This window comes from Janthinobacterium sp. UMAB-56 (assembly GCF_900095265.1).
Taxonomy (GTDB): Bacteria; Pseudomonadota; Gammaproteobacteria; order Burkholderiales; family Burkholderiaceae_D; genus Janthinobacterium.
Genome location: NZ_LT607656.1, coordinates 182,547 through 205,089 on the forward strand (window position 1 = coordinate 182,547; position 22,543 = coordinate 205,089).

General features: G+C 61.9%; 25 protein-coding genes. 16 read left to right on the top strand and 9 right to left on the bottom strand.

Annotation, left to right across the window (positions count from 1 at the left end; all coding sequences use genetic code 11):
• Window positions 1-83: 83 nt before the first annotated feature.
• The gene (nhaR, locus tag K0F85_RS13700; RefSeq protein WP_219116554.1) at window positions 84-998 is read right to left on the bottom strand and encodes a transcriptional activator NhaR; all 915 of its coding nucleotides are present in this window, start codon (window positions 996-998) and stop codon (window positions 84-86) included.
• Window positions 999-1,115: 117 nt separating this feature from the next.
• Here nhaR and K0F85_RS13705 point away from each other — a divergent pair, with 117 nt between their 5' ends.
• From K0F85_RS13705 to K0F85_RS13725, 5 genes are all read left to right on the top strand, one after another.
• On the top strand, window positions 1,116-2,195 hold the full coding sequence (locus K0F85_RS13705; protein WP_219116555.1) for a DUF475 domain-containing protein: 1,080 nt from the start codon (window positions 1,116-1,118) through the stop codon (window positions 2,193-2,195).
• Window positions 2,196-2,327: 132 nt separating this feature from the next.
• Window positions 2,328-2,903, top strand: a complete 576-nt coding sequence (locus K0F85_RS13710) for a TerD family protein (RefSeq protein WP_219116556.1) — start codon at window positions 2,328-2,330, stop codon at window positions 2,901-2,903.
• 70 nt (window positions 2,904-2,973) lie between these two features.
• Window positions 2,974-3,669: a TIGR00266 family protein gene (locus K0F85_RS13715; protein ID WP_219116557.1), complete on the top strand. Its 696-nt coding sequence runs from the start codon at window positions 2,974-2,976 to the stop codon at window positions 3,667-3,669.
• 39 nt (window positions 3,670-3,708) lie between these two features.
• Window positions 3,709-4,290, top strand: a complete 582-nt coding sequence (locus tag K0F85_RS13720; RefSeq protein ID WP_219116558.1) for a TerD family protein — start codon at window positions 3,709-3,711, stop codon at window positions 4,288-4,290.
• Between the two features lie 91 nt (window positions 4,291-4,381).
• A complete protein-coding gene (locus K0F85_RS13725) occupies window positions 4,382-4,600 on the top strand; it encodes a hypothetical protein (protein WP_010394888.1) in 219 nt (72 codons plus the stop codon).
• A gap of 70 nt (window positions 4,601-4,670) precedes the next feature.
• Here the strand turns inward: K0F85_RS13725 and K0F85_RS13730 are convergent, their stop codons facing one another.
• Both K0F85_RS13730 and K0F85_RS13735 read right to left on the bottom strand, forming a co-directional pair.
• Entirely contained in the window at window positions 4,671-6,323 is a 1,653-nt protein-coding gene (locus K0F85_RS13730) for a patatin-like phospholipase family protein (RefSeq protein WP_219116559.1), read from the bottom strand.
• A gap of 215 nt (window positions 6,324-6,538) precedes the next feature.
• Window positions 6,539-7,300: a helix-turn-helix transcriptional regulator gene (locus tag K0F85_RS13735; protein ID WP_219116560.1), complete on the bottom strand. Its 762-nt coding sequence runs from the start codon at window positions 7,298-7,300 to the stop codon at window positions 6,539-6,541.
• A 76-nt stretch (window positions 7,301-7,376) separates the two neighbouring features.
• Here K0F85_RS13735 and K0F85_RS13740 point away from each other — a divergent pair, with 76 nt between their 5' ends.
• Both K0F85_RS13740 and K0F85_RS13745 read left to right on the top strand, forming a co-directional pair.
• A complete protein-coding gene (locus K0F85_RS13740; protein WP_219116561.1) occupies window positions 7,377-8,519 on the top strand; it encodes a cytochrome P450 in 1,143 nt (380 codons plus the stop codon).
• Window positions 8,516-8,863 (top strand): antibiotic biosynthesis monooxygenase, encoded by a 348-nt coding sequence (locus K0F85_RS13745; protein WP_219116562.1) that lies wholly within the window; start codon window positions 8,516-8,518, stop codon window positions 8,861-8,863. Before K0F85_RS13740 ends, K0F85_RS13745 begins: the two co-directional genes overlap by 4 nt.
• A 3-nt stretch (window positions 8,864-8,866) precedes the next feature.
• On the opposite strand, the gene K0F85_RS13750 is transcribed toward K0F85_RS13745, so the two are convergent.
• Window positions 8,867-9,319 (bottom strand): hypothetical protein, encoded by a 453-nt coding sequence (locus K0F85_RS13750; protein ID WP_219116563.1) that lies wholly within the window; start codon window positions 9,317-9,319, stop codon window positions 8,867-8,869.
• Between the two features lie 177 nt (window positions 9,320-9,496).
• Here K0F85_RS13750 and K0F85_RS13755 point away from each other — a divergent pair, with 177 nt between their 5' ends.
• The gene (locus K0F85_RS13755) at window positions 9,497-9,763 is read left to right on the top strand and encodes a hypothetical protein (RefSeq protein WP_219116564.1); all 267 of its coding nucleotides are present in this window, start codon (window positions 9,497-9,499) and stop codon (window positions 9,761-9,763) included.
• Window positions 9,764-9,852: 89 nt separating this feature from the next.
• Here K0F85_RS13755 and rpoH read toward each other — a convergent pair whose 3' ends face one another.
• The 5 genes from rpoH to K0F85_RS13780 form a co-directional block, all read right to left on the bottom strand.
• A complete protein-coding gene (gene rpoH / locus K0F85_RS13760) occupies window positions 9,853-10,746 on the bottom strand; it encodes an RNA polymerase sigma factor RpoH (protein ID WP_035824784.1) in 894 nt (297 codons plus the stop codon).
• A 402-nt stretch (window positions 10,747-11,148) separates the two neighbouring features.
• Window positions 11,149-12,069, bottom strand: coding sequence for a permease-like cell division protein FtsX (gene ftsX / locus K0F85_RS13765; RefSeq protein ID WP_219116565.1), 921 nt, complete (start codon window positions 12,067-12,069; stop codon window positions 11,149-11,151).
• On the bottom strand, window positions 12,066-12,809 hold the full coding sequence (locus tag K0F85_RS13770; protein WP_219116566.1) for a cell division ATP-binding protein FtsE: 744 nt from the start codon (window positions 12,807-12,809) through the stop codon (window positions 12,066-12,068). Before K0F85_RS13770 ends, ftsX begins: the two co-directional genes overlap by 4 nt.
• An 8-nt stretch (window positions 12,810-12,817) precedes the next feature.
• Window positions 12,818-13,876 carry a signal recognition particle-docking protein FtsY gene (gene ftsY, locus K0F85_RS13775; RefSeq protein ID WP_219116567.1) on the bottom strand — a complete coding sequence of 353 codons (1,059 nt, stop codon included), beginning with the start codon at window positions 13,874-13,876 and terminating at the stop codon, window positions 12,818-12,820.
• Between the two features lie 165 nt (window positions 13,877-14,041).
• Window positions 14,042-15,022 (bottom strand): MerR family transcriptional regulator, encoded by a 981-nt coding sequence (locus K0F85_RS13780; RefSeq protein ID WP_257572760.1) that lies wholly within the window; start codon window positions 15,020-15,022, stop codon window positions 14,042-14,044.
• Window positions 15,023-15,188: 166 nt separating this feature from the next.
• On the opposite strand from K0F85_RS13780, the gene K0F85_RS13785 reads away from it, so the two are divergent.
• Genes K0F85_RS13785 through K0F85_RS13820 form a run of 8 tightly spaced genes read left to right on the top strand, consistent with a single transcriptional unit; the run spans window position 15,189 to window position 22,134 of the window.
• Window positions 15,189-16,502, top strand: coding sequence for an NAD(P)/FAD-dependent oxidoreductase (locus tag K0F85_RS13785; protein ID WP_219116568.1), 1,314 nt, complete (start codon window positions 15,189-15,191; stop codon window positions 16,500-16,502).
• Window positions 16,492-17,289, top strand: a complete 798-nt coding sequence (locus K0F85_RS13790) for a DUF1365 domain-containing protein (protein ID WP_219116569.1) — start codon at window positions 16,492-16,494, stop codon at window positions 17,287-17,289. The genes K0F85_RS13785 and K0F85_RS13790 overlap by 11 nt, the downstream gene beginning before the upstream one ends.
• Window positions 17,286-18,533 carry a class I SAM-dependent methyltransferase gene (locus K0F85_RS13795; RefSeq protein WP_374198699.1) on the top strand — a complete coding sequence of 416 codons (1,248 nt, stop codon included), beginning with the start codon at window positions 17,286-17,288 and terminating at the stop codon, window positions 18,531-18,533. The genes K0F85_RS13790 and K0F85_RS13795 overlap by 4 nt, the downstream gene beginning before the upstream one ends.
• Before the next feature lie 2 nt (window positions 18,534-18,535).
• On the top strand, window positions 18,536-19,084 hold the full coding sequence (locus K0F85_RS13800; RefSeq protein WP_219116570.1) for a chalcone isomerase family protein: 549 nt from the start codon (window positions 18,536-18,538) through the stop codon (window positions 19,082-19,084).
• Window positions 19,081-20,361: an MFS transporter gene (locus tag K0F85_RS13805; protein ID WP_219116571.1), complete on the top strand. Its 1,281-nt coding sequence runs from the start codon at window positions 19,081-19,083 to the stop codon at window positions 20,359-20,361. Before K0F85_RS13800 ends, K0F85_RS13805 begins: the two co-directional genes overlap by 4 nt.
• On the top strand, window positions 20,349-20,909 hold the full coding sequence (locus K0F85_RS13810) for a DUF3833 domain-containing protein (RefSeq protein WP_257572761.1): 561 nt from the start codon (window positions 20,349-20,351) through the stop codon (window positions 20,907-20,909). The genes K0F85_RS13805 and K0F85_RS13810 overlap by 13 nt, the downstream gene beginning before the upstream one ends.
• Complete coding sequence (locus tag K0F85_RS13815) at window positions 20,906-21,673, top strand: SDR family oxidoreductase (RefSeq protein WP_219116572.1); 768 nt, start codon at window positions 20,906-20,908, stop codon at window positions 21,671-21,673. The genes K0F85_RS13810 and K0F85_RS13815 overlap by 4 nt, the downstream gene beginning before the upstream one ends.
• Window positions 21,670-22,134, top strand: coding sequence for a nuclear transport factor 2 family protein (locus K0F85_RS13820; protein WP_257572762.1), 465 nt, complete (start codon window positions 21,670-21,672; stop codon window positions 22,132-22,134). The genes K0F85_RS13815 and K0F85_RS13820 overlap by 4 nt, the downstream gene beginning before the upstream one ends.
• Window positions 22,135-22,543: the final 409 nt, after the last annotated feature.

The window sequence follows — 22,543 nt, forward strand, 5'->3', positions numbered from 1 at the left end:
CGAGGGACAGGCGCGTGTTTGTCTCAGGCTTCATTACAATCGCTTTTGATTGATTATTCAAACGTTATTTTCGAATGGATTTATCATGTTTCCTTATGAATCTTCGGCAGGGTCTGGATGGCGGCCAGGATCACGTCGAGTGCCGGGTGCATGATCTTGCGTTCGTTCGAGATGACGTAAAACTGTTCGCGCAGCGAAGAAGCGTCGCCCACCAGCACGGCACCGAATTGCTCCTCGATATCGGCCGCCAGGCTGGCCGAGGCGAAGAACAGGCCCAGGCCCTTGCGGCCAAAGGCGTTGAGCATGGCGTTGTCTTCGAATTCGCCGACCACGTCGGGGCGCACGCCCTGCTGCACCATCCATTCGTCGATGCGCCCGCGCAGGGCGTTGTTGCGCGTAGGCAGTAAAAATGGCGCGCCGTGCAGGCTGTGCGGGAAATTGTCGCGGTATTGCGCGGCCAGCGCGGGGATGGCGAACAGCTTCATGGCGCTTTCCCCCCACAGGTGGCTGGACACGCGCAGGCTGGCGCCGGCCGGCACGGCGCGGTCCGTCAACACCAGGTCCAGCTTGTGCAGGGCCAGGTCGGCCAGCAGGGATTCGAATTCGTCTTCCAGGCACACCAGTTTGACGGGCTGGTCCAGGCTGCGCGTGGCGTCGAGCATGCGGTAAGCCATCAGTTTCGGCAGGGAATCGGAAATGCCCACCGTCAGGCGCATCTTTTCCGCGTCGGTATCGGCCAGCGCATCTTGCATCTGCTCGCCCAGCAGGAAAATCTGGTCCGCATAGCCGAGCGCCAGCCGGCCCGCTTCCGTCGGCACCAAACGCCGTCCCTGCGGCTGCAGCAAGGACTTGCCCAGTTCCTTTTCCAGCAGGGCCAGCTGGGTGCTGATGGTTTGCACGGCCAGTCCCAGACGTTCGGCCGCGCGCGTCACGCCGCCTTCCTTGGCGACCACCCAAAAGAAGTACAAATGACGGTAATTAAACCCCGTGGTTTTCATCGCTGCACCCTCTATCTTCTGTTTTTACGAAGTAATGCTTCTATTATCTTCCATTTTTAAATGTGTCATACGTCCCTATACTACCTTCCATTGAATGTGGATAAAGGGGAACTATCGATGAAACATTTCAGAGTGTCATTTTTAGTGACATTTATCTGCCTGGGCATTTCCGCCTGGTGGGGTTACACGCACGGTGGCGTGCAAACGATGCTGGCAGCGCTCGGTATCGCGGTGATCCTGGGCGTGATGGAAGTATCGCTGTCGTTCGACAACGCGGTGGTGAATGCCTCGGTGCTGAAGAACTGGGACAAGTTCTGGCAGAACCTGTTCCTCGGCGTGGGCATCATCATCGCCGTCTTCGGCATGCGCTTGCTGTTCCCGCTGGTCATCGTGGCGCAAGCGGCGGACCTGGGCTTGCTGGAAGTATGGAATCTGGCCCTGAGCAATCCGGAGCAGTATTCGATGCACCTGACGAATCACCACGCGGAAGTGGCGGCATTCGGCGGCATTTTCCTGCTGCTGGTGTTCCTGAACTTCTTGCTCGACGCGGAAAAAGAAACGCATTGGCTGGGGCGTATTGAAGAAAAACTGGGTGCGCTGGGCAAGATATCGTCGATTTCCGTGATGATTGCGCTGGGCACCCTGATGGCCAGTCTGTCGATGATCGAAGAAGGCCAGAAGCTGGTGGTCTTGACGGCCGGCCTATGGGGCATCTTGACTTACGTGGGCGTCGATGTGATCAGTGGCTTGCTGGAAGGCGATAACGGCGACGGCAACATGGGCGACATCGTCAAGCGCGGCGGTATTGGCGGCTTTCTGTACCTGGAAGTGCTGGATGCCTCGTTCAGCTTTGACGGCGTGATCGGCGCGTTTGCCATCACCAAGGATGTCGTGATCATCATGCTGGGCCTGGCTATCGGCGCGATGTTCGTGCGTTCGATGACGGTGTTCCTGGTGCGCAAGGGTACGCTGGACGAGTTCGTTTATCTGGAGCACGGCGCGCACTATGCGATCGGTATCCTGGCCGTGATCATGTTGGTCAGCATGAAGTTCCACATTCCTGAGATCTTCACGGGTCTGATTGGCGTGGCTTTCATTCTCGCCTCGCTGTGGTCGTCTATCCGCCACAAACGCAGGATGGCCATCGAGGACGGCAAGACGCAAGCGCCGCTAGCAGTCAAGGCAACAGCAGTGTAAAGAATGCGCGGCAAACGCCACACCCGTTTGCCAGCGTGATGCAGCAAGCGCTGCCGCCGGTCCGGGGAGTCGGGCCGGTGGCGGGCGCCAGGTGGACAAGTAATTTTTTATTTCACATAGGAGAAATACATCATGGCAATCAGTCTGCAAAAAGGCGGCAACGTCAACCTGAGCAAGGAAGCCCCTGGCATTTCGAAAATGATCATCGGCCTGGGCTGGGATGCCCGCGCCACCGATGGCGCCGCGTTCGACATCGACGGTTCCGTGTTCCTGCTGAAGGCCGACGGCAAGGTGCGCGCCGACCTCGACATGATTTTCTACAACAACCTGAAATCGAGCGACGGCTCGATTACCCACTCGGGCGACAACACCACGGGCGCTGGCGATGGCGACGATGAGACCGTTGTCGTCGACCTGGCCATGGTGCCAGCCGAGATCGACAAGATCGCCGTCTGCGTCACGATACATGATGCCGAGGCGCGCAAGCAAAACTTTGGTATGGTATCGAAGGCCTACGTGCGTTGCGTGAATGCCAATGGCAACACGGAAATCGCCCGCTTCGACCTGTCGGAAGACGGTTCGGCGGAAACGGCCATGGTCTTCGGTGAAATCTACCGCAATGGCGCCGATTGGAAATTCAAGGCTATCGGTCAGGGCTACAAGGGCGGCCTGGGCCCACTCGCCGCCTCCTTTGGCGTCGGTGTTTAAGTTGTAAGCAATCAGGGCGGTCCGCTGTCTGGACCGCTCCCATCATCACTGCGTTGAGGAAGGAACAGATATGCCAGTTTTCAATATTACCGGGGACGTCGATCCCTTCCTGCATGTGTCGCTGGCCAAGGGCGAGAAGATTTATTGCGAATCGAACGCGATGGTGATGATGGAAACCAATCTTGAACTGAAGGGCAAGATGACGGGCGGCATAGGCGCTGCGCTGATGCGCACCTTTGCCAACGGGGAATCGTTCTTTCAGCAGCATATCGAGGCCATGCGGGGCGACGGCGACTGCCTGCTGTCACCCACGTTGCCTGGCGCGATGCGGGTGCTCGAGGTGGGCGCCCAGCAATACATGATCAGCGACGGCGCCTTCGTGGCGGCCAGTTCTGGCGTGGAATTGAAGGTGCGCACGCAAAGCCTTGGCAATGCGCTGTTTGCCCAGAGCGGTGGTTTTTTCATTACCGAGACGGCAGGCAGCGGCCAGTTGGCGGTGTCCGGTTTTGGCGCGATGTCGATACTCGAAGTGACGCCGGGCAAGGACGTGGTGATCGATAACTCGCACGTCGTGTGCTGGGACAACCGCCTGCAATACGACATTTCCATCACGACCGGTAGCAGCGGCGGCTTTCTGGGGAACCTGATCAATAGCCAGACCAGCGGCGAGGGCATGGTATTGAAGTTTTCAGGCACGGGAAAAATCCTTGTGTGCTCGCGCAACCGCGCGGCCTTCCTCGCCTGGACGCAAAGCAAGCCGGCGTAATGATTACTTGATGCAATTAACCAAACAGGAGCAATGCGTATGTCTGTCAATTTGAGTAAAGGCCAGAAGATTTCTCTGGACAAAGAAGCTGGTGCCACCCTGACCCATATCACCATGGGCCTGGGCTGGGATGCCGTCAAGACCAAGGGTTTCCTGGGCTTCGGTTCGAAGACCGAAGCCATCGACCTGGACGCCTCGTGCGTCATGTTCGATGAAAACAAGGGTACCTCAGACATCGTCTGGTTCCGCCAGCTGAAAAGCAAGGACGGCAGCATCGTTCACACGGGCGACAACCGTACGGGTGCAGGCGATGGCGACGACGAACAGATCAATGTCGATCTGTCGAAAGTGCCGGCGCACGTGAAAAGCCTGGTCTTCACCGTCAACAGCTTTACTGGCCAGAACTTCTCGCAGGTGGAAAACGCCTATTGCCGCATCGTGAATGCCAGCAATAACCAGGAAGTCGCGCGTTTCAACCTGTCTGTGCAAGGTTCCCACACGGCACAGGTCATGGCCAAGCTGTACCGCCATAACGGCGAATGGAAGATGCACGCCATCGGAGAAAACGGCAACGGTCGCACCTTTGACGACCTGATGCCCCAAATTGCCGTGCATCTATAAATTGTAGTTGTAAGGAGCAGTACGCAGCAGGCGGGGGGCGGACCGGATACCGGCCCTTGTCCGCTGCTTTACATTTGGAGAGTATGTCGTGATGCGATTGCTGATAGCCTTGCTACTTCCGTGTCTCACGTTTTTCATGCTGGGGCGCCCGCTGGCCGGTGCCGCAGCCTTGATTTTGCAGTGCACTGTGATCGGCTGGGTGCCGGCGGCCCTGTGGGCCTTGTACACGGTGAACCAGCATAAAACGGAGCAGGAACTGGAAGGTGCATTAAGCCGCAGCTACATGCGCAGGCGTAGTCGCTTGATTTAAATCAAGCGGGCGCTTGGAATCCTTGCGCTAAAGCCCGCACGATTAATCGTGCGGGCTTTTTTGTGCGCGCTCACTTCTTGCAACGTATCGGCACATTCACCGAATTGCCATCCGAACTCAGATTGCGGTACTGCAAATCTTCGCTTTCGATGGCGAAGCGGGGCACGGCGTGCACATAGCGCTGCTTGCAGACGGTGTCGTCATTGATCAACTGGCCCGCCAGCATGTAGTCGCACAGGGCGAAGCGCGATTCCTCGTCGTCGAGGATCAGCACGCGCGCGGCGCTGTACAGGGCCGCTTGCAAGACTTCCGGGCTGCAATTTTCCGGGCCCGTCAGCTTCAGATGAGTTTTCGTTTGCGTGGCCAGGCGCTGCAGCTTGACGAGGGCGGCGCGTTCTTCCTTGCGCGCACCATCGACTTGCGCATCGCCGCTGGACAGGCGCAGCGCCAGCGAGGCGATCTGGTCGATGGAAATATGCCAGGCAAAGCCTTCCAGCCGCGTGCGGATCTGGCCCGGCAAGGGATCGGCCGCATCGACTTCGCAGCGGTACTGGCCCAGGTGGGGCCGGCACAGCACGGGAATGGCAAAGGCCGAAGTGCGTTTGCCCTTGACGAATTTCTGGCTCAGGTCGCCAAAGTTTTCATGCGTGACGGTATCGAAGCGGGCTTGCCCGAAGCCCATCTTGACGAGGTTTTCCTTGCGCTGGCGCGAAAACAGGGCGTCCACGGCATCGTAGATATTCTTGTTGAAGATGCGGTCCAGCGGCTGGCGTTCGTCCGACATCTTTTCAAACACGGCGCTGGAATTGGGCGCGTTGGCATCGATGGAAATGAGGATGAAGGGCTTGCTGTTCAGGCGCGGCGGCACGACGGCCATGTCGTTGCCATATAGTTGCGTCAGGGCCACGTCCCACAGGGTTTCCACGCCCAGGTTGTCGGCTGCGCCGCCATCGAACAGGTGTACATACGACGGCGATTCGCGCGATTCGGAACCGAGTTCCGGCACGAAACTGTTCTTCGGACGGAAACGCTCGAAGGTGACGGAATCAAATACGCCGGGAAAGGCGGCCGAGGTGGCGACAGCCGTGGCCAGGCGGATATCCTGGATCGGCGAATGCAGGGTGCCGTAGAAATATTCGTAGGAAAATACCACGCGCTTGCCACCATCGGTGGCGTCCGTTGCGTTGGCCAGGAAGATGGGGCCGTCGTGCGGCAAGTCCTGGTAGGTTTTCTTGTCATACAGCACATCGTCCAAGACGTCCGACAGGAACGAGGTGCGCGTCTTGTTCGTCAACAACATCGTCGTCAGGTTGGCGGGTTTCAAAATGGTCTGGCCGAAGAAATCCGTTTTCAGCTTGCTGCGTAGCAAGGGCCAGTCCGTTTGCTTGCCATGCAGCGCATAGTAGCCGCCCGCGATGGCGCCGCCCGAGACGCCGGAGATGGCCGAGGCGCCGCTGACGAGGCCGAACTGCTCCAGCTGCTCCAGCGAGGCGGCCGAGAAATTGGCCGCGCGGCTGCCCCCGCCGGATAGGGCGATACCGATGAAATGGTCGTTGGGCATGGGATTCTGGATGCGTGCCTTGGGCGCGTCGATGCGCAGGCGCGGTGTTTCCTGCACGGTAAACGTGCGATTTTCGACGCCGCTGTTGGGGCGCAGGGCGAGTACCGTGCAGCCGCTCAGCAGTGCAAGGAGGAAAAAGGGGGCGAACCAGCGTGGATGCATGCGTGATCTGTGCGTAGTCATGGGTTGGGATACGGACGGAAACGTGTGCGATTCTAGCAAACTTGCCTGTGCTTGGACGCTATCCGGGCAGATGAATACTTCCTCGCCTTGGCGTCTGCCCAAAAGCGGGGCAGGGAGCGCCATTCAATGGCGCAGCATGACACCTGTGGCGATGCAGGCGACGATGGTCACGCGCATGGTCAGGCCGGATGCCGCTATCGGCAGCGGCCAGCGGCAGATGGTAGCGATTTTTCCGCTCGGATTGACCTGCCACATGGCTCTGGGCAGGTAAATGCGGCCAGCAGGCGCCGCTCGCCGTCCGGTGCGATGCGCAGGGCTCGGCTGTCGAGTTCGCGCTCGGCCCAGCGCTGGCGCAGAGCCAGCTGCAGGAGGGCGGCCCCCAGCGCGCCGCCCAGGTGGGCGCGCCGTTCGCTCCAGTCCAGGCAGGCGCAGGCGAAGCGGCGGCGCTGCCGCTGCAGTTGCGCCACGTCGATGCCCAGGGCCGCCATGCCGGCCGCACCCGCTTCCGACAATCGATATTCTCCGCCATCGTCCAGCAGCCAGCCTTGCGCGTGCAACTGGTCGTGCACGGTGACGGCGACGGTGCCGGCCATGTGGTCGTAGCAGGTGCGCGCATGGCGCAAGCGGTCCGGCGTAGTGGGCGTAAAGGGCGTTGCCGGCGCGCCGGCCACCACCAGCAGCGCTTCCAGCGCCCGTGCCACCTCTGCATTGGCCAGGCGGTAATAGCGGTGCTTGCCCTGCGCTACCATCGACAGCAAGCCATCGTCGCGCAGGCGCGCCAGATGGGCGCTGGCCGTCGAGGCGCCGGCCTCGGCCAGCGCTGCCAATTCCGTGGCCGTGCGCGCACGGCCATCGAGCAGGCTGCACAGCATGCGCGCGCGCGCCGGTTCGGCGATGGCGCCTGCCAGCTGCGCCAGGCGTACATCGGCCGAGTAGGGAAGGGGGCTGTCATCCATGATTCGTTCGTGGGCGAAGTGTTGTGGTGGAAGGGGCAGCATACTCGTGTCCCCACCTCACCGCAATGGAATGCACATGCCGCTCACCAACTGTGTTATCGACCCCGCCGACCCTTTTGCCGCCGTCACCCACGCGGCGCCGTATGACTACTATCGCCGCCTGGCCGATGGCCCGGCCCTGCGTTTCGAGGCGTCACTCGACTGCTGGCTGGCGACGGGAGCGGCCGGCGTGCGGGCCGTGCTGGCGCATCCCGCCTGCCATGTGCGCCCGCCCGGCCAGCTCGTGCCACACAAGCTGGCGGGCACGCCGTGCGGCGCGATTTTTGCCGAACTGGTGCGTATGAGCGAGGGCGAGCGGCATGCCGTGCCGAAACAGGTGCTGGCGCGCGCACTGGGCCAGGTGGACCTGGCGCGCCTGCATGCGCGCACCGTGCATCTGGCGCAAGAGCAGCCGCCCGGCAGTGCCGCCCGGCTGAATGATGCGCTGTTCGAACTGCCCCTGTTTGCCGTGGCGGACTTGCTGGGGTTTGCGCCTGCACAATGGCCGGCGCTGGCCGCCTGGACGCGCGACTTTGTCGCCTGCTTGTCGCCGCTGAGCAATGGCGCGCAACTGGCCGGCGCGCAAGGCGCGGCCGAGTCGCTGCGACAGCGCTTCGCGGCCTTGCTGCTTGAGGCGGATGCGCTGCCTGGCAGTCTGTTGCACGACGTCGTGACCGGGGCACGACAGGCAGGCTGGCAGGCATCGGGCGGCGTGGTGGCCAATCTGGTGGGCTTGCTGTCGCAGACCTGCGACGCCACGGCCGGCTTGCTGGGCAATGCCATCGTGGCCTTGCGCGCGCAAGCAGATTTGTCCACGCAACTGCGGTCCGCGCCACAGCGATGGCCGGCCATGCTGCGCGAAGTCAGCCGGCATGATCCGTCCATCCATAACACGCGTCGCTACACGGCGGACGCGGTGGAATTGCACGGCGTGCGCGTGCCGGCCGGGCAAATGATCGTCGTCGTGCTGGCCAGCGCCATCCATGATGCTGGCGGGCTTGCGGAGCCTGGCTTTGGCCATGGTCACCATGTCTGCCCGGGCCAGTCCATCGCACACGCCATCGCCGCAGCTTGCCTGCAGGCGTGGAGCGCTGCGCTGGAATGCTTGCCGCTGGCGTGGTCTTATCTGCCATCGCTGAACGCGCGCATCCCGGTCTTTCGCCCGGGAGAAGTGACATGATCGCCGTGATTTTTGAAGTCTGGCCCGGCGCCGAAGGGCGCCAGCAGTATCTTGACCTGGCCGCCGCGCTGCGGCCCTTGCTCGATGAGGTCGACGGTTTCATTTCCATCGAACGCTTCAGCAGCCTGAGTGAGCCGGGTAAATTGTTGTCGCTCTCGTTTTTCCGCGACGAGGCGGCGCTGGCGCAATGGCGGCAGCTGGACGCGCACCGCGCGGCGCAATCGGCCGGCCGGCAGAGTGTGTTTGACGATTACCGGCTGCGCATCGCCGGCGTGGTGCGCGATTACGGCATGCTTGACCGGCAACAGGCGCCCAGTGACAGCCGCCAGCGCCACGATGGCTAGCGTTTAGCGGGGCAGTGCGCCCTGCGTGATTTTCACCTTCACGCGGTAGGTGGGCGCGGCCGCATTCAGTGCAGGCGGCGTGGCCGGATCGACGTCAAGCAGGGTGAACGTCAGGTGCTGGACGGTGACGGAACTGGCGGCGTCGGGCATGGAATCGGACAAGACGATGTCGGTGCTGCCTGCGCTGTTGAGCAAACTGAAGCTGTAGCTGACGTAGCCTTTCCACACGCACACGGCGCCCTTGCGGCAGCGGCTGTCGTTGACGCGCTCCAGTTTCAGGGTATCGGTGGCCGTGATGGCGACCTGTTCGCCCGGCGAAAGCACGTGGGTGACGCTGCGCGGCGTATTTTCCGCGTCGCCGGCGCTGCCGGCCGCGCCGCAGCCAGCCAGCACGGCCAGGCAGGCGATGAACAGGGGAAGCAGCACGGTATGATAAGTGCGGGTCAGGTTAAGCATGTTTTTCCTTTCAGGTGGCGCATCCCGGCGCGGCGTGCGCGCAAGAGATGAAAATGATAATAGCAAAATAATATTTTTCCGGCGCGCCGTTGGCGCACTGCGGATGAATTGGTACGCCGGCCACGCGGCGCACCGATTACTGCGTAAAATGGCTGTTTTGAAAATCAGGAAACAACCATGAAAAAAACTGCCCTGGCGAAAAGCGATGCCAAGAAACTGATGGGAAAGATGAATGTTCCCGGCGCCGGTGCATTCGGTAAGGAAGCGGTGGTCGTCGACCGCCGCGAGCAGCGCAAGCGCGACCAGGCACTGGGCCTGGTGCCGTTCGCCGTCAAGCTGAACAGCGATCTGGTGTTGCAATTGCAGACCCTGGCCAAGGAACGCGGCGCGGACCTGAATGAACTGGTCGCCGAAGTCCTGGTCAAGGGCTTGGCCGCAGCGTAATGCGCTGACATGTTTATCTGTTGATAAACATCATTTGTAAAACTAAAAGGCGCCTTGCGGCGCCTTTTGCATTGCGGCATTGCTTGTGCTTACACCCAGGCGGCCAGTGCGCCCTTCATTTTTTTCAGTGCCGCCACTTCGATCTGGCGGATGCGCTCGGCCGATACGCCGAACTCTTCTGCCAGCGCGTGCAGGGTGGCGCCGGAACCGTCGTCGTTGGCCAGCCAGCGCGCTTCGATGATGCGGCGCGAACGGGCGTCCAGCTTGGACAGGGCCGTTTCCAGGCCTTCCGATTGCAGACGCGTCACTTGTTCCGCTTCCAGCACCTTGGTCGGCTCGCTTTGCTCCGACGACAGGTAGGCGATCGGCGAAAACTTGTCGTCTTCATCGTCGGTTGGCGATTCCAGCGCAATGTCGCGGCCGCTCAAACGCGTTTCCATCTCGATCACTTCTTCGCGTTTCACGTCGAGCAGCTTGGCCAGTGCATCGATCTGTTTCGGCGTCATCGCGTCGAGGCCCGTCTTGTGGCTGCGCAGGTTGAAGAACAGCTTGCGCTGCGCCTTCGTCGTTGCGACCTTGACCAGGCGCCAGTTTTTCAGGATGTACTCGTGCATCTCGGCTTTCACCCAGTGCATGGCGTACGACACGAGGCGCACGCCCTGATCGGGATCGAAGCGTTTCACGGCTTTCATCAAGCCGATATTGCCTTCCTGAATCAGGTCGGCATGCGGCAAGCCATAGCCCAGGTAGCCGCGGGCAATCGAGACCACCAGGCGCAGGTGCGACAGCACCAGTTCTTGTGCGGCGGCCAGGTCATTTTTTTCGCGCAGGCGTGTCGCCAGGGAAATTTCTTCGTCGTGGGTCAACATGGGCAGGCGGTTCACGGCCGAAATATAGGCGTCAATATTGCCCAGATTGCCAGTAAACCCGAGGCCCAGCGCATTACTTTTGGTCGGAACCAATGCGGACGTTGCGGACATCATAGTCATGTTTTCTCCCTCGTAGTCTTGCTTTGTTCCAGTTGGCCACGTCACGCGACGTAGCCGCTAGTCTGTTCGTTTTTGCGTATTCGGTCTTGCACTTTGCAGAGCGCGGCACCATCTTCATCTGGCGTCCATGGCGCTTCTGCTATTGGTATGTGCCTATATTAGCACTCTCCGCTTGAGAGTGCCAATCAACACATTTAATCGTCCTGATAGCCTAAATACTATGGCGATTGAATGCTTGATAAATGTGTATGAACAGCGTTACATGGCATGACACGACAGCGTAGCCAGTCTACGGCCTCTGGCTGAAGCGAACCTTAAGAATACTTGCTAAATATCAAGATAACATCAGCATGGGGACGCATGGCGGCACCGCAGGCGCCGCCATGGGAGGGGAGGTCAGTTCAGGCGCGCCAGGTGGCGCTGCACGCAGAGGAAGGCGCCGATCAGGCCCAAGCCGGCGCTGACGGCCAGCAAGCCGGCCATCGGCAGCGGCGCCAGGGGCACCAGCTGGAATTCGGAAGCATACAGGCGGGCAAACTCGGCAATCGCCGTATTCAGCGGTTGCAAGGCCAGCGCCACGGCACCCAGGGCCAGCGCACCGGCGCACAGGCCCAGCAGGGCGCCCGTGTAATAGAAGGGGCGGTGGATGAAGGTGTCGGTGGCGCCGATCAATTTCGAGATGCTGATTTCATCGCGCTGCTGCATCACTTGCAGGCGGATGGTATTGAAGACCACGGCGATCACGGCCACCCCCAGGGTGATCGCCAGCAGCAGCAGCACCAGGCGCAGCACGCCCAGCAGGGCCGCCAGGCGCTTGACCCAGGCCGAATCGACTTGTGCCGATTCCACGAAGGGCAGCTGGCGCAACTGTTCCGCCACCGCATCGACGTCCTGCGCCTCGCTGGCGCTGCTGAAGGCATCGAGTTTCAGCACATAGCTGTCGGGCAGGGGATTGTCGCCCAGGGTGCTGAGCACGTCGGCCAGGCCGTTCTTGTTTTTCAGGGTGTCGAGCGCCTGTTCGCGCGCGATGAAGACGATCTTCGCCTTTTGCGCGCCCACGATCTTGCGCATGGCGCTGGCCAGGGCCACGGCTTGCTCGCGCGGCGTGTCGATCTTCAGGAAAACGCTGATTTCCGGGTCGACCGACATCTGTTCCGACATGGGACGCACATTGTCGAGCATGGTCAAGCCGGCGAACGGCAGCGACAGGGCGATGGCGACGACCAGCACGTTCAGTAAAAAGCCGCCCGGCGACTTGCGCAAGTGAATCAGCGCCGAACCGAGGGCGAAGCGGTGTTGACGGAACCAGCCTCTCATGCCTGTTCTCCCTGCGCGTCGTCCGGGCCGGGGGGCGGCGCAAAATCGGGATCGGGCGGGGCGAAGACGGGTGCTTGCGTGGCCTTGTCGATGGCCACCAACTGGCCGTGTTTCAGGTGGATCACGCGGGCGGCGGCGTCGAGCATCTGTTCGTCATGGCTGGAAATGAGGCAGGTCACGCCCACCGAATGAAATGCTTTCAGGGCGTCGAGCACCTTGTTGGCACTGGCGCGGTCCAGGTTGGCCGTCGGTTCGTCGGCCAGGATGATTTGCGGCCGGTTGACGATGGCGCGCGCGATCGACACGCGCTGCTGCTCGCCGCCTGACAGCGACAGCGGACGCGCCATGGCGCGGTCGAGCAGGCCCACTTTGTCGAGCGCGGCGCGCGCGCGCTGCTCGGCAGCGGCCTTGTGGGCGCCGACGACGAGCAGCGGCAGCATGACGTTGGCCAGGATGGAACGGTCGTTGAGCAACTTTTGCTGCTGGAAGATCAGGCCCATGTTACGGCGCAAAAACGGCACGCCGGCCGGCTTGATCTTCGCCATGTCCTGGCCGTTGACGATCAGCTTGCCCGAGGTCGGGCGTTCCATGGCGGCGATCATTTTCAGCAAGGTGGACTTGCCGGCGCCGGACGGGCCCGCTAAAAACACCAGCTCGCCTTTGGCAATATTGAGCGAAATGTCGCTGAGCGCCACGGCGTCGGCGGAGTATTGCTTGGAGACGTGCTGAAATTCAATCATGTATAGGCTTATCCGAGCAGCGCTTCGACAAATTCGGCAGCCACGAAAGGCTGCAAGTCTTCAATTTTCTCACCGATGCCGATGAAATACACGGGCACGGGGCGCACGCGGGCAATCGCCGCCAGCACGCCGCCCTTGGCGGTACCGTCCAGCTTGGTGATCACCAGGCCGCTTAACTGCAGGGCATCGTCGAAGGCTTTCACTTGCGTCAAGGCGTTCTGTCCCGTGTTGCCGTCGATGACGAGCAGGGTTTCATGCGGCGCGCCATCCATGCCCTTGCCGATCACGCGCTTGATTTTCTTCAATTCTTCCATCAGGTGCAACTGCGTCGGCAAGCGACCTGCCGTGTCGACCATCACCACGTCGATGCCGCGTGCCTTGGCCGATTGCACGGAGTCGTAGGCTACGGCGGCCGGGTCGCCCGATTCCTGCGAAATCACGGTGACGTTGTTGCGCTCGCCCCAGACCATCAGTTGTTCGCGCGCGGCGGCGCGGAAGGTGTCGCCCGCAGCCAGCAAGACCGATTGATTGTTCGACTGCATGTGCTTGGCCAGCTTGCCGATGGTGGTGGTCTTGCCGGCGCCATTCACGCCGGAAATCATCATCACCAGCGGCTTGTGGCGGCCCAGCTCGAAGCGCTTTTCCAGCGGCGAGAGCAAGTCGATCAGCAGCACTTTCAGCGCGGCTTTGACGGCTGCGGCGTCGAGCAGCTTGTCTTCCTTGACCTTTTTCTTCAATTCCGTGAGCAGGAATTCGGTGGCGTCGATGCCGGCGTCCGACATCAGCAGCGCCGCTTCCAGCTCTTCGTACAGGGCGTCGTCGATTTTCGCGCCGACGAACAGCACGGATAAGGTATTCGAGGTTTTCGACAGGCCGGCCTTGAGGCGCGTCATCCACGATTTTTTCTCGGGTTCGGCGGCTACGATGACGGGCACGCGTTCGGCCGGCGCGCCGCTCAGGGGCGTGGCGGCAGGCTGCGGTGCAGGCGGCGTGGCGGCAGGAAGAACGAGTGGCTCGGCTGGTGCAGCCTCGGGAGCGATGGGTTTTTTCTTGAAGAAACTAAACATGGATGTGTGGTGGCGGGTGCTGACCTAAGGCCCGGCGGCGCCGGACACTGTTGTTACGGGCTATTCTACCAGAGCGCGCCCGGCCCTTCATGCTTTACTGTTCGATTGGCAACATTGCACCGCTATCCACGGAGATCGCCGCAGTTGCCGCGCTTTCCAGCTGGTTCAGTGGGTTTGCAGGGCGTGCGCCTGGTGGCGGCGGCGCCAGTCGGCGATGCTTTCGTCGACTTGCCGCAAGTCCAGCACATGCAGAAATGGCGGCGGCTGCCGGCTCAGCACGGGACTGCGTCCGCCGGCCCACAATTCCATGCTTGGTGGCAAGCTTGCATGCAGTTGCTGCAGGCTGTCGCGCGTCTGCCTTTGCTTGCTGGCGCTGGAAAACGACAAGGCCACGATGTCGGCCCGTTGCGCGCGGGCGGCCGCGACGATGTCCGTCAGCGGCGTTTCCACTCCCAGCGACATGCAATGAGCGCCGGCCGCCGCGCACAGCGCTTCGGCCATCAGCAGCCCCAGGCCATGACGCTCCTGCGGCAAGGTACTGAGGACGATGCGCGGCGTGCGTGTGGACGGGCTGCTCGCTTGTGGCAGGGAAAAAATGGCATGGCGCATCACCGTTTGCAAGGTTTCGCTATACAGGTGCTCTTCATACACGGCCAGTTCGCCGCAGGCCCACGCTTCACCCACCATGCCCGTGAGCGGGGCGATGACCTCGATGGTGAACGCTCTCAGGCCCAGCACGGCCAGCGCCTGGCGCAGGGCGTCGCCCAGTTCCGCCATCCGGTGGCCGCGGCACAGGTCCAGGTAGTGCGCCAGTTGCGGTTGCCGCAAGGACGGCGCCGCGCTGCCGACGCTGGCAAGTTGCTGCAGTTGCGCTGTGCTGTGCTGCATGATTTTTCCCGGACGAAATCCGAGGTCCAGCAGGCGCTTGACCATGCGCAATTTTTGCACTTGCTCGGCCGGATAGCTGCGCTCGCCAAAGGCGTCGCGCCGGGGCTGGGGAAAGGCGTAACGGCGCTCCCACACACGCAAGGTTTCCTTGGCCAGCCCGGTGTCGCGTTCGACATCGCTGATGCTGAAGGCGGAAGTAGGTTGCAGATCAGTATCCATACCAGGGTGGCTTTGCTCGCTTGCGGAAGAACGTGGCATGCATTTTACGCCTTCCGCCGCCCCAGGCCAAATAGCTGAATCCGATTGGAAATTGCCTACGTATAAGTTTTTGAACGAGCGAGGGCGCTCATTGACATAAGTCAATATTTCATCGATTATCCAAGAGGCTAGTTTTGTCCAGGACAAAATCAATACAGGTGTACTCATGAAAATTGCCGTCGTCGGAGCAGGAATTGCAGGATTGTCGTGTGCCTATCGCCTGGCGCAAGCGGGCCAGGACGTCACCTTGTACGAGGCGGGCGACTACTTTGGCGGTCACAGCCACACGGTGGATGTCACGCTCGATGGTGTCACGCATGGCGTTGACACGGGTTTTCTCGTGTTTAATCACGCCACTTACCCGAACTTGGTGCAACTATTTGACGAACTCGGTGTCGAGGCGGCCAACAGCGACATGTCGTTTTCCGTGAAGATGCCGCTGGGCAGCTCGGCCGATGCCCGCGTGCTGGAATGGGCAGGGGCCAATCTGGACACCGTGTTTGCCCAGCGCAGCAATCTGCTGCGCCCCGCCTTCTTGCGCATGCTGCGCGATATCGTGCGTTTCAACCGCCAGGCCAGCGCCCTGGCCACGGCCAGCCTGCCGGCGCCGGCCCTGTCGCTGGGCGAGTTTCTTGATTTGCACGGCTATGGCGACGAGTTTCGCCACTGGTATCTGCTGCCGATGGCTGCCTGTATCTGGTCTTGCCCGGCGCGTCAGATGCTGGCCTTTCCCTTGGCTACTTTCATCCGTTTTTGCCACAATCACGGCTTGCTGCAAGTGAGCGACCGGCCGCAATGGCGCACGGTACGCGGTGGCTCGCGCGTTTATGTGGAGAAACTGCTGGCGGGCATACCGCAGCAGCGTTTGGCGTGCCCCGTGCTGGCCGTGCGTCGCCAGCCGCACGGCGGCGCGCGCATGGTCGAGCTGCATACGGCCGCCGGCGTCGAGCATGCTGATCATGTCGTGCTTGCCTGCCACAGCGACCAGTCGCTGGCCTTGCTGGCCGATATCCGCGACGACGAGCGCGGCGTGCTCGAAGCCGTGCGCTACCAGCCGAACCGGGCCGTACTGCATACGGATGCATCCTGCCTGCCGCAGCGTCGCCGCGCCTGGTCGGCCTGGAATTACCAGGGCCGGCCGGCAGTGGCGGAAGGCGAGGCGCCGCAAGTATGCGTGCATTATTTGCTGAACCAGTTGCAGCCGCTACCGTTCAGCACGCCCGTCATGGTGTCGCTCAATCCGCTTGACGAGCCGGATCCGGCGACCATCATCGACGAGTTTTCCTATGCCCACCCCGTGTTCGATGGCGCGGCCATTGCCGCCCAGGCGCGACTGGCCGGCTTCCAGGGTGCGCAGCACACCTGGTTCGCGGGTGCCTGGACGGGCTACGGTTTCCATGAAGACGGCTTGAAGTCGGGCCTGGCCGTGGCGCAAAGCCTGCTGGGCCTGGCGTCGGCGGAGCTCGGCCATGCCGCGTGATCCCGCGCCAACCGCACAGGCGCAGCCCCAGCTGTGTATGGGACAGGTGCGCCATGCGCGGCTGCGTCCGCGCGTGCATGCTTTCAGTTACGGCATTTTCTATCTGCGCCTGCCCTTGCGCAGCATGGGGATGCGGGATTTTCCAGCCCGCTTGATTTCCCGTAACCGGGCCAACGTGCTGGCTTTCCGCGACAGCGACCATGGCGATGGGAGCACGCCGCTGCTGGACTGGATCGATGCCTTGCTGCGCCAACACGGCGTGCTGGACGCTGACGGCGAAATCTGGCTGCAAACCATGCCGCGCATGTTCGCTTATGTCTTCAATCCCGTCAGTTTCTGGTTTTGCCACCGGCTCGATGGCGCGCTGCGCGCCGTGGTCTGCGATGTGCGCAATACCTTCGGCGAGCGCCATCTGTATCTGTTGGAAGAGGGGGGCTCCATCGCGTATGGCAGCGAACTGGTTGCCAAGAAAATTTTCCACGTGTCGCCGTTTTGCAAGGTGGAAGGCCAGTACCGCTTCCGTTTCCTGCGCAATAGCGAACAAGACCGCGAGCGCCACTTGGCCCGGATCGATTACGACGACCTCGATGGCCTGGTGTTGCAGACGAGCTTGTCCGGCACGGCGCAGCCGCTGCGCGATGGCGCCATCGCCTGGGCCTTGCTGCGCTACCCCCTGATGACGTTTGGCGTGATGGCGCGCATCCATTGGCAAGCCTTGCGCTTGTGGCTGCGCCGCGTGCCGTTTTTCAGCAAACCCCACCCTCCACAAGAAAAGGTGTCACGATGAGCTCCGATTCCCTGCCGACCGGCCTGCAGGCGCGCAGCAGCGCGTGCCCCACGCACCCGCACGACCACACGCACCTGGACCTGCCCGCTTCCGGGCGCATGATAGTGCGCCTGCTGGAAAAATTGCAATACGGCGCCCTGCGCCTGCGCACGCCTGACGGCAGTATCTTGCTGTATGGCGACGGCAGCCCTCCCGTCACCCTGGATTTGTACAACTGGCGTTTGTGTGCGGCCGTCCTGCGCTCGGGCGATATCGGCTTTGCGGAAACGTTTATCGACGGCGACTGGCGCACCGATAATTTGCCGGGCTTGATCGCATTGATGATACGCAACCGCGCACAAATGGAATCGCTGATCTACGGCAACTGGTGGGGCAACCTGGTCTACAAGCTGCGGCATTTGCTCAACCGCAATTCGCGCGCCGGCAGCAAGAAAAATATCCACGCCCATTACGACATCGGCAACGCCTTTTATCAGCTATGGCTAGACCCGTCGATGACGTATTCGAGCGCCCTGTTTACCGAAGGCGCCAGCCTGGAGCAGGCGCAGGGCGCGAAATACGCGCGCATCGCCGACCAGCTGCAGCTGCAGCCGGGCCAGCGCGTGCTGGAAATCGGCTGCGGCTGGGGTGGCTTCGCGGAAACGGCGGCGCGTGACTATGGCGCCCACGTGACGGGTCTGACCTTGTCGACCGAACAACTGGCGTATGCGCGCCAGCGCCTCCAGGATGCGGGGCTGGCAGGGCAGGCCGACTTGCAGCTGTGCGACTACCGCGACAGCCATGGCCAGTACGACGCCATCGCTTCGATCGAGATGTTCGAAGCGGTGGGGCAAAGCTACTGGCCCGGCTATTTCGAGTGCGTGGCGCGCAACCTCAAGCCAGGCGGACGGGCTTGCATCCAGACCATCGTCATCGCCGACGATTTGTTCGAGCGCTATAGCAAGAGCACGGATTTCATCCAGCAATACATTTTCCCGGGTGGCATGCTGCCATCGCCCGCCGAGTTTCGCCGCGCCGCCGAAGCGCAGGGCTTGCGCGTGGCGGACGCCTTCAGCTTTGGCCTCGATTACGCGGAAACCCTGCGCCAGTGGCGCGCCAGCTTCCTGGCCCAGCGCACGGCGCTGGAAAAGCAGGGATTCGATGGCCGTTTCCTGCTGACCTGGGAGTTTTACCTCGCGTATTGCGAGGCCGCTTTCCAGGCGCACAACACGGATGTGATGCAATTTACCCTGATCAAGGATTGACCATGCGCCGCTTGCTTGCCGCTGTTGTGCTGTTGTTGAGCATGTCCGGTGCCATGGCCGCGCCGCCTGCCTTTATCGCCGCCGACGTGCCCGAAGCCCGGCTGGCGGGGGAGGGCGAATACACATGGTTCGGCATGCGTATTTATCGCGCGCAACTTTGGGTGGGTGCGCAAGGTTATCAGGGCGCGGCGTCGGCAACGGCACCCTTCGTGCTGGAATTGCGCTACGCGCGCGCCCTCGACGGCAAGAAGATCGCCGAGGCCAGCTATGAACAGATGCAGAAAGTCGGCGCGGGCACGGAAGCACAGCGCCTGGCGTGGCTGGCCACCATGCAGCGCATCTTTCCTGACGTCAAGGAAGACCAGCGCATCGCGGGCGCTTACCGTGCCGGCATCGCGCCCGGCGTGCGCTTTTACCTCGATGGCAAGGTGCTGGCCGACGTGAACGATGGCGACTTCGCGCGTGCCTTTTTCGCCATCTGGCTGTCGCCTGCCTCGACGGCACCGAAGCTGCGCGCGGCCTTGCTGCAGAGTGCGGCGCCGCTGCCATGAATGCCGGGGCCAGCACTTTGAGCTTGCCGGCCTTGTTCCAGTATGGTCTGTTCGGCTTGCCGCTGGCCATGCTGGCGCTGCCGATCTATATATATGTGGCACCGTTTTATGCGCAGCGCAGCAGTCTTGATCTGGCGCAAATCGGCGCCGTGCTGTTGGCGGTTCGCATCGCCGCCGCCTTCATCGATCCTGCCCTCGGGGCCTGGATGGCGCGCGGCAAGCGCAGCTATGCCGTCTATATCGGCGCCGCCCTACCGTTGCTGCTGCTGGGCTTTGGCGCCCTGTTCCATCCGCCGTCCCTGCCGCAAGCGGCCACCCTGGCCTGGTTTTTGGCAGCCTTGCTGCTCGTGTATAGCGCCTATGGCCTGGCTGGCATCGCGCACCAGAGCTGGGGCGCGGCCCTGAGTCAGCAGCGCGCGCAGCGCGCGCGGGTGACGGCCGTGCGCGAAGGCTGTGGCTTGCTCGGCGTGATACTGGCCGCAGGGCTGACTTCCGTGCTCGGTTATGACGGCTTGTCGCTGGCCTTTGCCACCTGCCTGCTGGCGGCGGGTGCGCTGTTGCTGGCGCGCGCGCCGCGTCCCGCCTTGCGCAGTGCCGAGGCAGCGGTCTCCGGCAAGGGCTGGAAGCTGCCATTGCGCCAGCGCGCGTTTCGCTGGCTATTTGCCATCCTGCTCGTCAATGGCGTGGCCGCCGCCATTCCCGCCACCCTGTTCCTGTTCTTTGCCACCGATTACTTGCGCCTGGGCCATTACGCAGGACCTTTCCTGATCGTCTACTTTTGCGCGGCGGCCGCCTCGATGCCCGTGTGGGTGGCGCTGGCGCGCCGCTTTGGCGAAGCGCGTGCCTGGGGCGGCGCCATGCTGATGGCCGCTACCGTGTTTGTCTGGGCATATGGGCTGGGCGCGGGCGCCGCCTGGGGTTTTGCCGCAATCTGCCTGCTGTCGGGTCTGGCGCTGGGCGCCGACCTGGCCTTGCCGCCGGCCTTGCTGGCAGGGCTGATCGGCGCGGCCGGTCATGCGGGCCGGCACGAAGCGGCGTATTTTGGCTGGTGGAACTGGGGCGTGCAGATGAGCCTGGCGCTGGCGGCCGGCATCGCCTTGCCCCTGCTGGCCTGGCTCGGTTATGTGCCGGGCAGCAGCGGCGGCTTGCCGGCCCTGTCGGCGGCGTATGCCTTGCTGCCCTGCGCCCTGAAACTGCTGGCGGCGCTCCTGCTGTGGCGCGCGCCCTTGCAACATATATATAGTGACCACCTGGAGAATCGCGCATGCGCTTCATGACTTATTGCAAACGTCGTCTGCCGCTGGCAGCCCTGTTGCTGGGGCTGGCCGCCTGTTCCACGCCGCCCACGCCGGCCATGTACGCGCATGAACTGCCGGCATTGGACCTGCAACAGTACTTCAACGGCACGCTTGATGCCCACGGCATCTTCCAGGACCGCTCTGGCAAGGTGGTCAAACGGTTCACCGTGGTGATGCAGGCCAGCTGGGCGGGCGAGACGGGTACCCTGGACGAGGATTTCACGTACTCGGATGGCAGCCGTCAACGGCGCGTGTGGACCTTGCGCAAGACGGCGCCCGGGCGCTTCCTCGGCACGGCGCCCGACGTGATCGGGGAAGCCATCGGCGAAGTGGCCGGCAATGCGCTGCGCTGGCAATACGTGCTGGCGCTGCCCGTCGATGGCACGGTCTACCACGTCGACTTCGAGGACTGGATGTTCCTGATGGATGACAAGGTCATGCTCAACCGCGCCGCCATGAGTAAATTCGGCTTCAGCCTGGGCGCCGTTACTTTATCGTTCAGCAAGCGACCACAGGCGGCCCCATGAATCGCAAGATCAGCAGCTGGGCCGGCAAGCACGTGTGGATCATCGGCGCTTCCAGCGGTATCGGCGCCGCCTGCGCCACCTCGCTGCTGGAGCAGGGCGCCTGCGTCGCCTTGTCAGCCCGCCACCGCGCCAGCCTGGAACAGCGATGTCAGGGATACCCGCTGGCGCAGGCCTTGCCGCTCGATATCACCGAACCGGCGCAGTTGCGGGCCGTCTGTGCACACTTGCAGCAGCAGTGGACGCATATCGACCTGATACTGGTAGTCGCTGGCGGCTATCAGGCCATGCGCGCCGATAGCTTCGACCTTGAGGCAGCGCAGGGTTTGCTGGCCTTGAATGTGGGCGGCGTCTTTAATTGCCTGGAACAGGCCTTGCCATGGCTGTTGCGTCAGGGCAGCGGCGGCATCGGCATCGTCGGCTCGGTAGCCGGCTATGGCGGCTTGCCCAAGGCGCTCGCCTATGGCGCCAGCAAGGCCGCGCTGATCAACCTGACGGAGTCGCTCTACCTGGACTTGCATCCACGTGGCATCGATGTGTACCAGATCAATCCTGGCTTCGTCGCCACGCCCCTGACGGCGGATAATGATTTCAAGATGCCCGCCCTGATGACGGCGCAGGCTGCGGCCGCCGCCATGCTCGACGGCATCGAGCGGGGCCAGTTCCACATCCACTTTCCCAAGCGCTTTACCAATACCATGCGCCTGGCGCGGCTGTTGCCGTACCGCGCCTATTTTTGGCTGATCCGCAAGGTGACGGGCCTATGACAGGCGAGCCGGATATGCAGCACACGCCGCCAAGCGTGGAAGGGCCGCTGGCGCGCCTGGTGGCGTTTTACGAGCACCTGAGCCCGGAGGGCCTGGCCCAGCTGGGCGCCGTGTACGCGCCGGACGCCCGCTTCAAGGACCCGTTCAATGAGGTAGTGGGCCATGCCGCCATCCTGGCTATCTTCGAGCATATGTTCGTGCAAGTCGATGCGCCCCGGTTTGTCGTGCTGGAAAGCCTGGGGCAGGGGCAGCAAGCGTTCCTGACATGGGAGTTCCGTTTTCGCATGAAACGCCTGCTCTCTGGCGAACAATGTATCCGTGGCGCAACACATCTGCGCTTCGATGCCCAGGGACGCGTGGTATTGCACCGGGATTATTGGGATGTGGCGGAAGAATTGTATGAAAAACTGCCTTTGCTGGGCGGTTTCATGCGCATGCTCCGGCGCGCAAGCCAGCGCTAAGCATTTTTCTTGATGTTTTTAAGCAAAAAATGCGTAAAAGAAAAAGCAATTCGTATGGAATTGGGCCGTGGAAAACTTGATATCGGTCAATGTGTCGTTTTTTTGACACATCCATGTCAAAATATTGAGAATGCAACATTGTAAGAAATTGTTTCAATTGATGCGGAATTTGCAAGCAAGAGTCGTCCTCATCCGGTCCAGGCAGTGACCCGGCCCGCGTGCTGGAAAACATGAAAAACATTTCTATGTGAGCAATTTAAATTACCGGAAAGTCAGTAATTTTATTGTTACTCTACCTAGTTTTCTGACGCGTGCGCCGACGTCCGAAATCGCAGCTACGCCCCTGATTAATGCGGCAATGCACCAAAATGGGGCGCATTATTTCCCATTTTTGGGCCTCCGTCAGCAA

What these genes read in the sequence shown, in the direction of transcription:
- K0F85_RS13745 (WP_219116562.1), top strand. Translation starts at nt 8,516, where the DNA reads ATGATCGCCGTGATTTTTGAAGTCTGGCCCGGCGCCGAAGGGCGCCAG.
- K0F85_RS13810 (WP_257572761.1), top strand. Translation starts at nt 20,349, where the DNA reads ATGCGCTTCATGACTTATTGCAAACGTCGTCTGCCGCTGGCAGCCCTG.
- nhaR (WP_219116554.1), bottom strand. Translation starts at nt 998, where the DNA reads ATGAAAACCACGGGGTTTAATTACCGTCATTTGTACTTCTTTTGGGTG.
- K0F85_RS13815 (WP_219116572.1), top strand. Translation starts at nt 20,906, where the DNA reads ATGAATCGCAAGATCAGCAGCTGGGCCGGCAAGCACGTGTGGATCATC.
- K0F85_RS13720 (WP_219116558.1), top strand. Translation starts at nt 3,709, where the DNA reads ATGTCTGTCAATTTGAGTAAAGGCCAGAAGATTTCTCTGGACAAAGAA.
- ftsX (WP_219116565.1), bottom strand. Translation starts at nt 12,069, where the DNA reads ATGAGAGGCTGGTTCCGTCAACACCGCTTCGCCCTCGGTTCGGCGCTG.
- K0F85_RS13795 (WP_374198699.1), top strand. Translation starts at nt 17,286, where the DNA reads ATGAGCTCCGATTCCCTGCCGACCGGCCTGCAGGCGCGCAGCAGCGCG.
- K0F85_RS13820 (WP_257572762.1), top strand. Translation starts at nt 21,670, where the DNA reads ATGACAGGCGAGCCGGATATGCAGCACACGCCGCCAAGCGTGGAAGGG.
- K0F85_RS13785 (WP_219116568.1), top strand. Translation starts at nt 15,189, where the DNA reads ATGAAAATTGCCGTCGTCGGAGCAGGAATTGCAGGATTGTCGTGTGCC.
- K0F85_RS13740 (WP_219116561.1), top strand. Translation starts at nt 7,377, where the DNA reads ATGCCGCTCACCAACTGTGTTATCGACCCCGCCGACCCTTTTGCCGCC.
- K0F85_RS13715 (WP_219116557.1), top strand. Translation starts at nt 2,974, where the DNA reads ATGCCAGTTTTCAATATTACCGGGGACGTCGATCCCTTCCTGCATGTG.
- K0F85_RS13725 (WP_010394888.1), top strand. Translation starts at nt 4,382, where the DNA reads ATGCGATTGCTGATAGCCTTGCTACTTCCGTGTCTCACGTTTTTCATG.
- K0F85_RS13710 (WP_219116556.1), top strand. Translation starts at nt 2,328, where the DNA reads ATGGCAATCAGTCTGCAAAAAGGCGGCAACGTCAACCTGAGCAAGGAA.
- K0F85_RS13805 (WP_219116571.1), top strand. Translation starts at nt 19,081, where the DNA reads ATGAATGCCGGGGCCAGCACTTTGAGCTTGCCGGCCTTGTTCCAGTAT.
- K0F85_RS13755 (WP_219116564.1), top strand. Translation starts at nt 9,497, where the DNA reads ATGAAAAAAACTGCCCTGGCGAAAAGCGATGCCAAGAAACTGATGGGA.
- ftsY (WP_219116567.1), bottom strand. Translation starts at nt 13,876, where the DNA reads ATGTTTAGTTTCTTCAAGAAAAAACCCATCGCTCCCGAGGCTGCACCA.
- K0F85_RS13780 (WP_257572760.1), bottom strand. Translation starts at nt 15,022, where the DNA reads ATGCCACGTTCTTCCGCAAGCGAGCAAAGCCACCCTGGTATGGATACT.
- K0F85_RS13750 (WP_219116563.1), bottom strand. Translation starts at nt 9,319, where the DNA reads ATGCTTAACCTGACCCGCACTTATCATACCGTGCTGCTTCCCCTGTTC.
- K0F85_RS13790 (WP_219116569.1), top strand. Translation starts at nt 16,492, where the DNA reads ATGCCGCGTGATCCCGCGCCAACCGCACAGGCGCAGCCCCAGCTGTGT.
- K0F85_RS13735 (WP_219116560.1), bottom strand. Translation starts at nt 7,300, where the DNA reads ATGGATGACAGCCCCCTTCCCTACTCGGCCGATGTACGCCTGGCGCAG.
- K0F85_RS13730 (WP_219116559.1), bottom strand. Translation starts at nt 6,323, where the DNA reads ATGCATCCACGCTGGTTCGCCCCCTTTTTCCTCCTTGCACTGCTGAGC.
- K0F85_RS13770 (WP_219116566.1), bottom strand. Translation starts at nt 12,809, where the DNA reads ATGATTGAATTTCAGCACGTCTCCAAGCAATACTCCGCCGACGCCGTG.
- K0F85_RS13800 (WP_219116570.1), top strand. Translation starts at nt 18,536, where the DNA reads ATGCGCCGCTTGCTTGCCGCTGTTGTGCTGTTGTTGAGCATGTCCGGT.
- K0F85_RS13705 (WP_219116555.1), top strand. Translation starts at nt 1,116, where the DNA reads ATGAAACATTTCAGAGTGTCATTTTTAGTGACATTTATCTGCCTGGGC.
- rpoH (WP_035824784.1), bottom strand. Translation starts at nt 10,746, where the DNA reads ATGATGTCCGCAACGTCCGCATTGGTTCCGACCAAAAGTAATGCGCTG.